The following is a 13,070-nucleotide window of genomic DNA, read 5'->3' on the forward strand; positions in this document are numbered from 1 at the left end:
CAAAGCACTCGGGCTGTTCATGCTGACCGATCCCGGATAGGGTCCCCGCCATCGTCTCTGGCAGGAGGTTTCCGGTGGTCAGGAAGCGCGCGCTTCGTATTGTCGTCGGTCTCGCCGCACTCTCGCTCGCCGTCGCCGGCTGTGGACGCTCGACCAGCGGTCAGACGCCGCAGGCCGGTGTCTCCGCCTCGGTCGCCGCCGACGCCAAGGCCGCCGACCTGGTCCCGGCCGACCTCAAGGGGAAGGGCGTGCTGCGGGTCGCCACCGCCGAGGGCTACCCGCCGATGGAGATGTACAAGGAGGGGACCCAGGAGCTGGTCGGCGTCGACCCGGAGCTGGCGGCGGCGATCGCCGGGCGGCTCGGCCTGAAGCTGGAGATGACCAACGCGAGCTTCCCCGGCCTGATCCCGGGCCTGCAGGCCGACCGGTGGGACCTGGCGATGTCCTCGATGAGCGACACCGAGGAGCGCCGTAAGGCCGTCGACTTCGTCGACTACTTCCAGGCCGGCGGCGCGATCATGGTGGCGAAGGGCAACCCGGCCGGGGTGAAGGACCTGGCGGACCTCTGCGGCCGCGCCGTGGTGCTCGCCAAGGGCAGCTCCAACCTCGCCATCGGCGAGAAGCAGAACGGCTCGTGCGCCAAGAAGATGACCATCTCGCAGAGCGAGGACGCCCCGACCGGCCTGCTGCAGATCGACGCCGGGCGCGCGGTGGCCACCATCGTCGACTACCCGGTGGCCAAGATGCTGGCCCAGCAGAGCGGCAAGTACGAGGTGCTGGAGGCCCAGTACGAGGCCGGCCCGTGGGGCATCGCGATCGACAAGAAGGACAGCCAGCTGCGTGACGCCGTCCAGCGGGCCCTCCAGGAGCTGATCGCCGCGGGCGAGTACGCCAAGCTCCTGGAGAAGTGGGGCGTGCAGGGCAGCGGTGTGCAGACCGCGACGGTCAACGACCAGAAGTGAGCACACCGGTGGACGCGACCGTCCCGGGCCCGGCTTCGGCCGGGCCCGCCGGCCCGGAGACGCCGGAGGTGAACCGGATCAGCCACCCGCTGCGACCGGGGCGCTGGCTGGCCGCCGGGGCGACCGCCCTGATCCTGGCCTGGCTGGCCTGGACCATCGCGATCAACCCGAACCTGCACTGGGACATCGTCGTCAAGTACCAGTTCGACCGGGTCATCCTGGAAGGGCTCTGGGTCACCGCCCAGCTCACGGTCGCGTCCATGGCGATCGGCGTGATGCTCGGCGTCGTCGTGGCGCTGATGCAGGTCTCCGACAGCCGCATCCTGCGCGCCGGAGCCATGGCGTACGTCTGGTTCTTCCGCGGCACGCCGCTGCTGGTGCAGCTGATCTTCTGGTTCAACATCGCGCTGATCTTCCCCGAGATCGGGCTGGGCGTGCCGTTCGGCGGCCCGAAGCTGGTGACCTGGGAGACGAACACCCTGGTCACCGGATTCGTCGCGGCGCTGCTCGGGCTCAGCATCAACGAGGGCGCCTACATGAGCGAGATCGTTCGAGCCGGCCTGCGCGCGGTCGACCCCGGCCAGCAGGAGGCCGCGGCGGCGCTGGGCATGTCCCGCATGAAGATCATGAGGCGGGTGGTGCTGCCCCAGGCGATGCGGATCATCGTCCCGCCGACCGGCAACCAGTTCATCTCCATGCTCAAGACCACCTCGCTCGTCTCGGTGATCGCCGGCGCCGACCTGCTCACCGTCGCCCAGCGGCTCTACCTGACCAACTTCGAGGTGATCGCCCTGCTGATCGTCGCGTCCCTCTGGTACCTCGTGCTGACCACCGTCGCCAGCATCGGCCAGTACTACCTGGAACGTCGGTTCAGCCGCGGCTTCGGCGCCACCGCGCCGGGCACCCTGCGCGGGCGGATCACCCGCAACCTGCGCTTCACCGGGAGCGCGCGATGACCCCGCCGATGGTGCAGTGCCGCTCGCTGCGCAAGAGCTTCGGCCGGCTGGAGGTGCTGCGCGGCATCGACCTGACCATCGAACGCGGCCGGGTCGTCTGCGTGGTCGGCCCGTCGGGCTCCGGCAAGTCCACCCTGCTGCGCTGCCTCAACCACCTCGAGGAGCCGCAGGCGGGTCGGGTCTACGTCGACGGCGAGCTGATCGGATACGAGGAGCGCGGCGGCCGGCTGCGGCCCCTGCCGGACGCGCGACTGCGCCGCCAGCGCGAGTCGATCGGCATGGTCTTCCAGCGCTTCCACCTGTTCCCGCACCGCACCGCCCTGGAGAACGTGATGGAGGGCCTGGTCGCGGTGAAGGGCGTCCCGTCGGCTGTCGCGCGGCAGCGCGCCGCTGACCTGCTCGACCGGGTGGGACTGGCCGACCGCGCCCACCACTACCCGGCCCAGCTCTCCGGCGGCCAGCAGCAGCGGGTCGCCATCGCCCGCTCGCTGGCCATGTCGCCGAAGCTGATGCTCTTCGACGAGCCGACCTCGGCGCTCGACCCGGAGCTGGTCGGCGAGGTGCTGGAGGTGATGAAGGACCTCGCGGCGAGCGGGATGACCATGATCGTGGTGACCCACGAGATGGGCTTCGCCCGGGAGGTCGGCGACCACCTCGTCTTCATGGACGAAGGCCTGATCATCGAGGAGGGCCCACCCCGGGAGGTGCTCGCCGCGCCACGGCACGACCGCACCCGCGCCTTCCTGTCCAAGGTGCTCTGAATGGCGCGCCTCGACCTGCTGATCACCGGCGGGGACGTGATCGACGGCACCGGCGCGCCGGCCCGCCCCGCCGACGTGGGCGTCCGCGACGACCGGCTCGTGCTGCTGCCACCGGCCAGCCGCACTCCCGCCGCGGAGGTCATCGACGCCGCCGGGCTGGTCGTCACGCCGGGCTTCGTCGACGTGCACACCCACTCCGACCTGCTCGCCGGCGACGACGAGCAGCGGGAGGTGCTGCGCCGGGCGCCGCTGCTCCAGGGCGTCACCACGGAGATCTGCGGCAACTGCGGCATCGGCCCCTTCCCGGTCCCACCCCACCGCACCGAACCGGTGCGGGAGCTGATCGCCGCGACCTTCGGCCCACCCGCGTCGGCGTACGCGTCGTTCGCCGAGTTCGCCGACGCCCAGGGCGCGGCCCGGCGCAACCACCTCGCCGCCCTCGTCGGCCACGGCACCCTACGCGCCGCGGTGGTCGGCTTCGCCCAGCGGCGGGCCACCCCCGCGGAGATCCGGCGGATGTGCGCCCTGCTCGACGAGGCGCTCGCCGCCGGCGCGGCCGGCCTGTCGACCGGGCTGATCTACTCCCCGGGCGTCAACGCCGGCACCGACGAGGTCATCGCCCTCGCGCGGGTGGCGGCCGCACACGGCAAGCCGTACGTGACCCACCTGCGCGACGAGATGTCCCAGGTCGAATCCGCACTCGAGGAGGCCATCGACATCGCCACCGCGGCCGGGTCGGCGCTGCAGGTCTCCCACCACAAGACGGCCGGGCGCCGCGCCTGGGGCGCCACCGTCCGCACCCTCGCCCGACTCGAACGGGCGCGCGCCGACGGGCTGGACGTCACCTGCGACGTCTACCCGTACACCGCCGGCAGCACCGCCCTGCACGCGATGCTCCCGCCGTGGCTGATCGCCGACGGGGTACCGGCGATGCTCACCGCCGCCGCCGAGCCGGCGGTCCGCGACCGGATCCGCCACGACCTGGTCGCCGGCGTGCCCGGCTGGGAGAACACCGTCGGCAACGGCGGCTGGGACCTGATCCGCGTGGCGTCCGCCCCGAACCACCCCGACGCCCAGGGCCACACGATCGCCGACCTGGCCGCCGCGCACGGCGTCGACCCCGTCGACTACGCCTGCGACCTGCTCGCCGCCGAACACGGCGACGTCACCATCCTCAGCCACTCCATGCACGAGGACGACGTACGCCGGGTGCTGGCCAGCCCGCTGACCATGCTCTGCTCGGACGGCGTACCGAAGGGCGGCCGACCGCACCCACGGTGGGCGGGCAGCTTCGCCCGGGTGCTCGGCCACTACGTTCGGGACGTGGGACTGCTGGAGCTGCCGGAGGCGGTGCACAAGATGACGGCGATGCCCGCCGGCCGCTTCGGCCTGACGGAGCGGGGGCTGCTCGCCGACGGGTACGCCGCGGACCTGGTGGTCCTCGACCCGCAGCGGGTCGCCGACGGCGCCACGTACGACGATCCGCTGGCGCCGCCGCGCGGGGTGCGGTGCGTGGTGGTCGATGGCCGGGTCGTGGTGGACGGCGGCGCGGTCACCGACGCGCGGCCCGGCCGGGTGCTGGCCGTGGCGGATCGGACGCCGGTCGTACCGGGGCGGCGATGAGCCCGACGGTGCGGGTCGGGGCAATGGTGCGGCGGCTGGACGACGGCCGCACCCTCTCCGCCGACCCCGACCTGGTCCTGCCACTGGCCAGCGTCGGCAAGGTGCTGATCCTCGGCGAGGTGGCCCGCCGGCTCGCGGACGGCACGCTCACCGCGGGCCAGCCGGTCGACCTGCTCGACGCGGACCGGGAGGTCGGCGGCACCGGCCTGCTCGGCCAGCTGTCGCCCCGCCGGTGGACGGTCGCCGACCTGGCCACGGCGGTCGCCGCGGTCAGCGACAACGCCGCCACCAACGCCCTGCTGCGGCTGGTGACCCTGACTGCCGTGCAGGACCTGGCCCGCCGCGCCGGGCTGCGGGACACCACCGTGCACGACCGGATCCGAGCCGAGCGCGGCCCCGACGTACCGGAAACCTTCGCCACCGGCACCGCCCGCGAACTCTGCGCCTTCCTCGCCGGAGTGGCGCAGGGGACCTGGCAGGGCCCGCAGGCCTGCCGGCTGCTGCGCGGCTGGCTCGCCGGGAACACCGACCGCACGATGGTCGCCGACTCGATCGGCCACGACCCATGGTCGAGCGACGGCGTCCGGGTCGAGAACAAGACCGGCACCGACACCGGGGTACGCGCCGACACCGGCATCGTGTCCGGCCGGCACACCGTCGTCTACGCCGTGATCGCCGCGTTCGCGCCCGGCGCCGAGCGGGCCGCCGTGGCCGAGCTGCGGCGCTGGGGTGCGGCGGTCGACCGGCTCGCCGGACCCCACCGCTCCGACAACTCCTGACTGAGCGTCGCCGCCGCGTCGCTCAGCCGCTCCACGAACCTGCCCACCACCGGATTGGGATTGCCGGGGCGCAGCGCCACGCCGATGTCCCGGTACAGCTTGGCGTGGGCGAGCTGCCGCACCGCCACCCCGCCGGGGTTGCGCAGGCCGAGCGACGGCACCAGGGCCACCCCCACACCGGCCCGGACCAGGCCCAGCACCACTTCGTAGTGGTCACTGCGGCAGCGGACCCGCGGCGCGAAGCCCTCCGCTCGCGCCGCCAACTCCAGCACCGACACCTCGCCCTGCACGCCGAGGGTGGTGACCCACGGCTCGGCGGCAAGGTTGGCGAGCCGAAGTCGCCGCCGGCGGGCGAGCGGATGGTCGGCGGGGAGCACCACCAGCTGTGGGTCCACCATCAGCGGCTCGACCTTCGCGTCCGGCGACTGCTGCGCCGGACTCAGCGGATGGTCGAAGACCACCACCAGGTCCAGCTCACCCTGGTGGAGGCGGGGCAGCAGTTCGTGCGGCTGCCCCAGGATCAGCGCCAGCTCGACCTGCGGATGGTCCCGGGTGAAGCTCGACAGCGCCCGCGGCAGCAGCTCGGTGCCGGCGGTGGCGAAGAACCCGATCCGCAGCAGTCCCCGGCGGCCCTCGCCGTGTGCGGACAGCTCATCGCGGGCCGCCGACATCAGATCGGCGATCTGCTGCGCGTAGTCCGCCAGGCGCTGGCCCGCGACCGTGAGCCGCAGACTGCGCGGCCCCCGGTCCACCAGCGCCACCCCGGCCTCCTGCTCCAACGTGGCGAGCTGGTGGGAGACCGCGGACGGGCTCAGCTGAAGCCGCTCCGCGGCGGCGACGATCGTGCCATGCCGAGCGATCTCCAGGACGACCTGCAGGCGTGCGGTGTTGAACATCGGCGGGTTGCCTTCCCTGGTGCGGTGGTCCGGGTCAGTCCCGGGGCGCGAACAGCATGCGCGCCAGCATGAGCATCATCGCCGCGAAGCCGCCGACCAGGGAGAGCCAGGACCATGCCCAGCCGATGGTGAAGCCCAGCACCGCGAACGCCGCGATGGCGATCAGCCAGAGCGTGAGGGTGTACAGGCCGAACCGGGCGGCGGCGGCTGGGTCGTTCGTGAAACGGTCACCGACGTCGTGGTGGGATGCGTGTTGCTGGAGCACCCACGCCTTATGGCGGTTGGTCTGCGTGGCGCCCAGGCAGGTGAACGCGACGATCGAGGCCACGACGGCGAGTGCACCGCCGATCAGCCAGGGCAGCTCGGTCTCGATCAGGTACCGCCAGCCGGAGCCGACGCCCGCCAGGGCCAGGGTCGTGGCGGCCCCGTATCCGGCGGCGCGAAGGCCGGGCATCGGGTGGTTGGTGGTGGTTTCCTGCCGCAGGGCGTCGGCCACGATGAGGCCGACGGGCAGCGCGACGGCGACGATCGCGGCGAGCTGCGCCGGCTCGGGCACGGCGACGTCGACCGCGGCCAGGGCGAGGATGGCGAGCGCGGCGACGGCGATCGCCGCCAGGACGATCACGCGGACCAGGAATCCGGGCTTCGGTCGGACGCGGTGACGTGCCCACGCGGCGACGGGGGAGTCGGACCCGGTCTCCATCTCGTCGATCAGGGATCGGACGTCGCCCAACTCGGCCATCGCGCGGCCGGTGGCGTCGGTCGGGGAGAGCCCGGCGCGTTCGAGATCGGCGACCCGGGCCACCAGGTTGGCTCGGATCTCCTCCTTCAGGTCCTGAAGTTCGGGGGTCACCTCGACGCCTGCGAAGGCCTGGTCGAGGAGGCGGTGGATGTCCGTCGTGGAGCCGCGCGTGGTGTCGTTCGAGGCGGTCATGACGATGCCTTTCCAGTGGCCGGTTGCCGGGGGTGGGTTAGTCGCCGAGGTCGAGCAGCGAGTCGATGAGATCGCGCGTGACCACCCATGCCGCGACGTTGCGGCGGTAGACGGAGTGGCCGGCGTCGGTGATGCGGTAGTACTTCCGCCGCCCGCCCTTGGTTTCGTCGCCCCAGTAGGCCTCGACGAGTCCGTCCTTGACCAGGCGCCGGTAGCTCGCGTACAGCGTCGCTTCCTTGATCTCATACGCCCCGCCGGTCGCGTCGCGGATCGTCTTGAAGATCTCGAAGCCGTAGCTGTCGCCGCGGCGCAGGATCCCCAGCACGATCGTGTCGGTGTGCCCGCGGAGCAGGTCGGCGGCGAAGGCGTCACCGAGAAGGGCGGCGTCACTCCCGCTTCTCTCAAACATGACTAGTACTTTATCAGATCCAGTACTAGTCCAGCCATACTCATTGCCGTCAAGAATGCTCAGGGCGTCCTTCAGCGGTGCTGTCGGGGAGGCCGGTGCCGCGGCGGTCAGTGGCCGCGGTAGAGGGCGTCGATGTCAGCGGCGCGATGCCGCTGCACCACCTCGCGTTTGACCTTCAACGTGGGGGTGAGTTCACCGTTGGCCTCGGTGAAGTCGTCCGGCAGGATCCGGAAGGTCTTGATCGCCTCCGCGTGGGAGACCGACCGGTTCGCCCGGTCGATCGCGCTCTGGATCTCGCCGCGCAGCGCCGGGTCCTCGCGCAACTCCGCGACCGAGGCGTGCGGGTGGCCGTGCGCGTCGCGCCACCGGGTCCACGCCTGCGGGTCGATGGTGACCAGGGCGGCGACGTATGGCTTGCCGTTGCCGGCCAGCATGGACTGGCTGACCAGCGGGTGTGCGCGGACCCGGTCCTCGAGCGGGGCGGGGGCGATGTTCTTGCCCTCCGCGGTCACCATGATCTCCTTGGTGCGTCCGGTGATCCGCAGGTAGCCGTCGTCGTCGAGGCTGCCGAGGTCGCCGGTGCGGAACCAGCCGTCGGCGGTGAACGTCTCGCTGGTCGCGGCCGGATTGTTCCAGTAGCCCCGGAACACGACGTCACTGCGGACGAGGATCTCCCCGCTGTCGGCGATGGCCAGCTCGACGCCGGGCAGCGGCCGGCCGACGGTGCCGATCCGCATCGCCGAGGGCCGGTTCACCGCCAGCGCCGGGGACGTTTCCGTCAACCCGTACCCCTCCAGGGTCGTGAGGCCGGCGCCCCGGAAGAAGTGCCCGAGCCGCTCACCGAGGGGAGCCCCGCCGACCACGGCCAGCCGGCAGCGGCCGCCGAACGCGGCCCGCAGCTTCCGGTAGACCAGCAGGTCCAGCAGACCTCGCGCCAGCCGGAGGCCCGTCCCGGGGCCGGACGGCGTGTCGAGCGCCCGGCTGTACCGCGCCGCGACCCGGTCCGCGACGGCGAACAGCCACCCCTGATGCTGGTCGGCGGCCTTCTGCCGCGCCCCGGTGTACGCCTTCTCGAACATCCGCGGCACCGCGAGCACGAACGTCGGCCGGTGCCGGCGCAGCTGGTCCAGCACGCCACGCGCGCTGGGGCTGTGCACCATGGTCGCCCGGGTCTGCACCATGCCCACCTGAATCATCCGGGCGAAGGCGTGCGCCAGCGGCAGGAAGAGGACCGTCGACGCCGCCTGGTTGAACAGCTCGGGCAGCGCCGCGACCGCGTTGGCGACGTCGAGGTGGATGTTCCGGTGCGTCAGCACGCAGCCCTTCGGCCGGCCCGTCGTCCCGCTGGTGTAGACGATCGTGGCCGGGTCCGCCCCCGACACCGCGGCCCGCCGGCGTTCGACGGCCGCCTCGTCGACGGCCCGACCCCGCTCGGCCAGCCGGACCAGGTCGCCGGCGTCGATCTGCCACACCTCGCGCAGCTCCGGCAGCCCGTCGCGTACGCCGGTCAGCAGCGCGGCGTGGTCGGCCGTCTCCACCACGCACGCCACCGCGCCCGAGTCGGCAAGGATCCAGGCCAGCTGCTCGGCGCTCGACGTGTCGTACACCGGAACGGTCACCGCGCCGATCGCCCACACCGCGTAGTCGACCAGGGTCCACTCGTACCGGGTGCGGCTCATCAGCACCACCCGGGCCCCCGGCGTCACGCCCGCCGCGACCAGCCCGCGGGCCACGGCCAGCACGTCGTCGCGGAACTGCCGGCAGGTCACCACGGACGGGTCACCGGACGGGTGCGGCCACGTCCGGGCGTCCGGGTCCGGGCGCCGGAACTGCACCGCGCCCGGGTCCCGCCGCCCGTTGTCCCACACCACGTCGGCCAGCCCGACCGACTCCCCGCCGGTGACCTTCGGCTCCACGCTGACGTTGCGCCGCATCACGCTCAGGATTTCCTAGCGGCTCCGCTTGAGCTGGTCGCAGAGCTTCTCGGGGTCCCGTACGAAATCCATGCCCTTGTCGCGCAGCCGGGAGAAGTCGTCGATCATGTGCTGCACCTCGCCGGGGGTGAACCGTCGGTCCTCGTCGCCCGACTTCTTCAGCCAGCCGATCACGTCGTCGTAGCCTTTCCAGTCCCGCTTGCCCATCAGGCGCTCGATGTCGGTGACGTCGTAGTCCTTCTGCATCGCCTGGCTGGCCGGATCGTGGATCTTCATTGCCTGCTCCTCCCCGTGGGACGGTGGTCTGCCGCGCGATTGCCCGAGGCGTCCGGCGGCAAACGGCCAGCGGGATGATCGCCGTCAGACGCCCGACGGATACGTCTCGGGCTCGGCCAGGCCGATGGGCCGTACGCGCAGCGGTCGGACCGCCTGGGTCTCGTCGATCCAGCAGAAGGCGTCGTAGCGATCGCCGAGCACTGTGGGCACGTAGTTGCCGAAGCTCTCCCGCTCGGGGTGGTAGACGACGCCGATCGCCCGGTGGTCGAGCTCGTCGGCGAGCACGTCGGGCTTGCCGTCGCTCGGGAAGACGAACAGGGACTGCGCCGGCGCGGCGCCGTGCAGGACCTCTTCCAGGGAGTGCCGGCGGCCCGGTGGCACCGGCATCACCTCCATCGGCGCGCCCCACGCGTCGCCGGCCACCACTGTGCCGTGGTGGGTGCCGAAACCGACCAGCATGACCTGGTCCGGGCCGTACCGCTCCCGGGCGAGTTGGCCGATGTTGACCTCTCCGGCGTCGGTCATGTCGGTGGCCCGGGCATCCCCGACGTGGGTGTTGTGCGCCCAGACGACCGCCTTCGACCCCGGCCCGTAGTGCCGCAGCAGCCGGTCGAGGGTGTCGTCCATGTGCCGGTCGCGGACGTTCCACGACTCTCGGCCACCGCGCGCCATCGTCCGGTAGTAGCGCTCCGCCCCGGCGACGATCTCGGCGTTCTGCCAGGCCCCGAAGCGGCCCGCGCCGTCGGCCAGGGCCCGCTCGCGCAGCCCGACGAGCAGGTCCACCACCTCGTTCTCGCAGTTGTTCGGCACGAACCGGGTGGCGAGCGCGTACTGCTGCGGGTCTTCCTCGTAGGGCTGGAAGCAGCGGTACGCGGCCAGCGCCGCGGGCACCTGCTCCGGGTCGTGCTCCTGCAGCCAGGTGATGATCTCGCGCAGCGACTCCCACAGCGAGTACACGTCCAGACCGTGGAACCCGGCGCGGTCCGGCTCGTCCACCCCCGCGTTGCGGGTACGTAGCCAGCGGGTGAAGTCCATGATCTCCTCGTTGGCCCACATCCAGGTCGGCCAGCGCTCGAAGGTGGCGAGCGCATCCCGCGGGTCGCTCGGCGCGCCCGGGTGGCAGCGGACGCTGCGGTCCACCCGGTCGCAGTCGGGCCAGTCACCCTCCACGGCGACGAACGAGAAGCCCTGCTCCTCGATCAGCCGCCGGCTGATCGCCGCGCGCCAGGTGTAGAACTCGTGCGTGCCGTGGCTCGCCTCGCCGAGCATCACCACCCGGGCGTTTCCGATCCGGTCCAGCAGTACGTCCAGGTCACCCGGGTCGGCCAGCGGCGCTGCCAGCCCGGTCACCTCGTCGTCGTAGCGCCCCATGTTCACCCCCGCCGCGTCAGGATCCGGCCCCGTGCCCCTGGCGTACCCGACCCGGCATCGGCCATGCGAGCCGGCGGAGCGGGCCGCGACGTCCGGATGCGCGTTGGTTCGGACGGCGGCGAATGACCGGTGTCCTGCCGGGTAGGCGGGCGGGGACACCGAGGAGAGGCCGATGACCGTAACCGTTCCCGACGTGATCGTCCGTTATTACCAGCTCGCCGCCGAACCGGACGTCGACGCCTTCGTCTCCTGCTTCACCGATGACGCGATCGTCGCCGACGAGGACCGGACCTACGAGGGGCCGGCGGCGATCCGCGCCTGGCGGGAGCAGACCACGGCGCAGTTCGACTACCAGGCGGTGCCGGAAGCGGTCGAGGAGGAGGCCGGCGGCAACCTGGTGGTGACGACGTTCGTCTCGGGCACGTTTCCGGGTAGCCCGGTCCGGCTGCGCTACCGGTTCACGCTGCGCGACGGCCTGATCGGCGCCCTGGACATCCGCCCGTGAGGGCCGTCGGCGCGTCCCGCGCGGCGCTTGCCGCAAACTCGGCATAACCGCGATACCCAAGGTGGCGAACCCGTAACTTTGAGCTGCTGTCCAGGCTTCCCGGGGTCGAGTGGGTCGACGTCGGTGGTCGGCGGGTTCATCGGGGCAGTGGCACTGTCGGTCGCCGGGCTGCCGACCGGCTCGTCGGCCAGCTTCACGCCGAACCCCGTCGGCGCCGCCGGCGCCGCCACCCTGCGGGTGAGCACCGCCAGCCGGACCCCACGCGGCACGTTCACGTTGGTCATCACCGGCGCCAGCGGCTCGCTGGTCCACCAGGCCACCGCGACGCTGGTGGTCCGCTAGCAGGCGGCCGACCAAGCCGACCCGGAGCGTCGTGCCCGTTCTCGATGGCGCCTATCCGAGCTGCGTCCCGGGTGCCGCGGGCGGCTGCAGCTCGTCGAGCGGGACGTCGGGGTCGGCCAGGCGGTCGAGGTCGACCGGGTCCGCCGCCGCGACGAGCCGCCGGATCGACGGGACAACGTCCCACACGTTGACGTTCATGCCGGCCAGCACCCGCCCGCCGGCGGTCCAGAAGGCGATGAACTCGCGCTTGGCGACGTCACCCCGGACGACCACCCGGTCGAACTTCCCGGGCGGGGCATGTCCGACGTACTCCATGCCCAGGTCGTACTGGTCCGTGTAGAAGTAGGGCAGCTCGTCGTAGCTCACCGGCTGTCCCAGCATGGCCCGGGCTGCCGCGGCGCCGGCGTGGAGCGCGTTGGCCCAGTGCTCGACGCGCAGGTGCCGGCGCAGCACGGGATGGTAGGCGTTGGCGACGTCGCCGGCCGCGTGGATGTGCGGGTCGGCGGTGCGCAGGGACGCGTCGACGACGATCCCGTTCTCGACGGGGAGGCCCGCCGCCGTCGCCAGCTCGGTGTTCGGCCGTACGCCCACGGCCACCACCACGGCGTCGGCGGGCAACTCGGTGCCGTCGGCCAGCAGGACGGAGGAGACGCCATCGGTGCCGCGGACCGCGACGACCTCGGTGTCGAAGTGGAAGGTGACGCCGTGGTCCCGGTGCAGGTTGGCGAACACCCGGGCGATCTCGTCGCCGAGCACCCGGCGCAACGGCAGCGCGGCCGTCTCGACGACGTCGACGGTGGCGCCGCGCAGCCGGGCCGCCGCGGCGACCTCCAGGCCGATCCACCCCGCTCCGACGATCACGACGCGCGCGCCGTCGACCAGCGCCGCGCCGATTCGCCGGCTGTCGGCGAGGGTACGCAGCCGCAGCACCCCGTCCAGGCCGACGCCGGGTGCCGCGAGGTCGCGGGGTGTGGCGCCGGTGGCCAGCAGCAGCTTGTCGTACCGGACGTGCTGGCCGTCGGCGAGCCGGACCTCTCGGGCGGACCGGTCGACGGCCTCGACGCTGACGGCGGTGCGCAGATCGACGTCGTGCTCGGCGTACCACCCGGCCTCGTGGACGAACACGCTGTCGGGTTCGGCGTCCCCGGTCAGCAGGCCCTTGGACAGTGGTGGCCGCTCGTACGGTCGCTCGGGCTCGTCGCCGAGCACGACGATGCCGCCGCCGAAGCCCTCCTCCCGCAGCGTCTGCGCGGCCCGCGCGCCGGCGAGCCCGCCTCCCACGATCACGAACGTGCCGGTCTTCGACATCGGTCCAGCTCCTT

14 protein-coding genes are annotated in these 13,070 nt (G+C 72.4%); 7 read left to right on the forward strand and 7 right to left on the reverse strand.

The window, feature by feature from the left end; translation table 11 throughout:
* Window positions 1-74 precede the first annotated feature (74 nt).
* The 5 genes from Q2K19_RS26265 to Q2K19_RS26285 are packed head-to-tail and all read left to right on the forward strand — an operon-like array spanning window position 75 to window position 5,081.
* Complete coding sequence (locus Q2K19_RS26265; RefSeq protein WP_302764669.1) at window positions 75-962, forward strand: ABC transporter substrate-binding protein; 888 nt, start codon at window positions 75-77, stop codon at window positions 960-962.
* Window positions 959-1,918: an amino acid ABC transporter permease gene (locus Q2K19_RS26270; RefSeq protein ID WP_302764672.1), complete on the forward strand. Its 960-nt coding sequence runs from the start codon at window positions 959-961 to the stop codon at window positions 1,916-1,918. Before Q2K19_RS26265 ends, Q2K19_RS26270 begins: the two co-directional genes overlap by 4 nt.
* On the forward strand, window positions 1,915-2,679 hold the full coding sequence (locus tag Q2K19_RS26275; protein ID WP_302764673.1) for an amino acid ABC transporter ATP-binding protein: 765 nt from the start codon (window positions 1,915-1,917) through the stop codon (window positions 2,677-2,679). Before Q2K19_RS26270 ends, Q2K19_RS26275 begins: the two co-directional genes overlap by 4 nt.
* Window positions 2,680-4,302 (forward strand): N-acyl-D-amino-acid deacylase family protein, encoded by a 1,623-nt coding sequence (locus tag Q2K19_RS26280; protein WP_302764675.1) that lies wholly within the window; start codon window positions 2,680-2,682, stop codon window positions 4,300-4,302. It abuts the gene before it with no gap.
* Window positions 4,299-5,081, forward strand: a complete 783-nt coding sequence (locus tag Q2K19_RS26285) for a serine hydrolase (protein WP_302764676.1) — start codon at window positions 4,299-4,301, stop codon at window positions 5,079-5,081. The genes Q2K19_RS26280 and Q2K19_RS26285 overlap by 4 nt, the downstream gene beginning before the upstream one ends.
* Here Q2K19_RS26285 and Q2K19_RS26290 read toward each other — a convergent pair.
* From Q2K19_RS26290 to Q2K19_RS26315, 6 genes are all read right to left on the reverse strand, one after another.
* Window positions 4,964-5,977, reverse strand: a complete 1,014-nt coding sequence (locus Q2K19_RS26290) for a LysR family transcriptional regulator (RefSeq protein WP_302764678.1) — start codon at window positions 5,975-5,977, stop codon at window positions 4,964-4,966. The genes Q2K19_RS26285 and Q2K19_RS26290 overlap by 118 nt on opposite strands.
* Window positions 5,978-6,011: 34 nt before the next feature.
* Window positions 6,012-6,911 carry a permease prefix domain 1-containing protein gene (locus Q2K19_RS26295; RefSeq protein ID WP_302764681.1) on the reverse strand — a complete coding sequence of 300 codons (900 nt, stop codon included), beginning with the start codon at window positions 6,909-6,911 and terminating at the stop codon, window positions 6,012-6,014.
* Between the two features lie 37 nt (window positions 6,912-6,948).
* On the reverse strand, window positions 6,949-7,320 hold the full coding sequence (locus Q2K19_RS26300; protein WP_302764682.1) for a PadR family transcriptional regulator: 372 nt from the start codon (window positions 7,318-7,320) through the stop codon (window positions 6,949-6,951).
* Window positions 7,321-7,427: 107 nt separating this feature from the next.
* Window positions 7,428-9,254, reverse strand: coding sequence for an AMP-dependent synthetase/ligase (locus Q2K19_RS26305; protein WP_302764683.1), 1,827 nt, complete (start codon window positions 9,252-9,254; stop codon window positions 7,428-7,430).
* A gap of 15 nt (window positions 9,255-9,269) precedes the next feature.
* Window positions 9,270-9,530, reverse strand: a complete 261-nt coding sequence (locus Q2K19_RS26310) for a hypothetical protein (protein WP_302764684.1) — start codon at window positions 9,528-9,530, stop codon at window positions 9,270-9,272.
* An 84-nt stretch (window positions 9,531-9,614) separates the two neighbouring features.
* A complete protein-coding gene (locus Q2K19_RS26315; protein ID WP_302764685.1) occupies window positions 9,615-10,901 on the reverse strand; it encodes an erythromycin esterase family protein in 1,287 nt (428 codons plus the stop codon).
* A gap of 172 nt (window positions 10,902-11,073) precedes the next feature.
* Between Q2K19_RS26315 and Q2K19_RS26320 the strand changes: the two genes are divergently transcribed.
* Window positions 11,074-11,406, forward strand: a complete 333-nt coding sequence (locus tag Q2K19_RS26320; RefSeq protein ID WP_302764686.1) for a nuclear transport factor 2 family protein — start codon at window positions 11,074-11,076, stop codon at window positions 11,404-11,406.
* A gap of 147 nt (window positions 11,407-11,553) precedes the next feature.
* On the forward strand, window positions 11,554-11,748 hold the full coding sequence (locus Q2K19_RS26325) for a hypothetical protein (protein WP_302764687.1): 195 nt from the start codon (window positions 11,554-11,556) through the stop codon (window positions 11,746-11,748).
* Window positions 11,749-11,799: 51 nt separating this feature from the next.
* Here Q2K19_RS26325 and Q2K19_RS26330 read toward each other — a convergent pair whose 3' ends face one another.
* A complete protein-coding gene (locus tag Q2K19_RS26330; RefSeq protein WP_302764689.1) occupies window positions 11,800-13,056 on the reverse strand; it encodes an NAD(P)/FAD-dependent oxidoreductase in 1,257 nt (418 codons plus the stop codon).
* Window positions 13,057-13,070 lie beyond the last annotated feature (14 nt).

The organism is Micromonospora sp. NBRC 110009, assembly GCF_030518795.1.
Taxonomy (GTDB): domain Bacteria; phylum Actinomycetota; class Actinomycetes; order Mycobacteriales; family Micromonosporaceae; genus Micromonospora.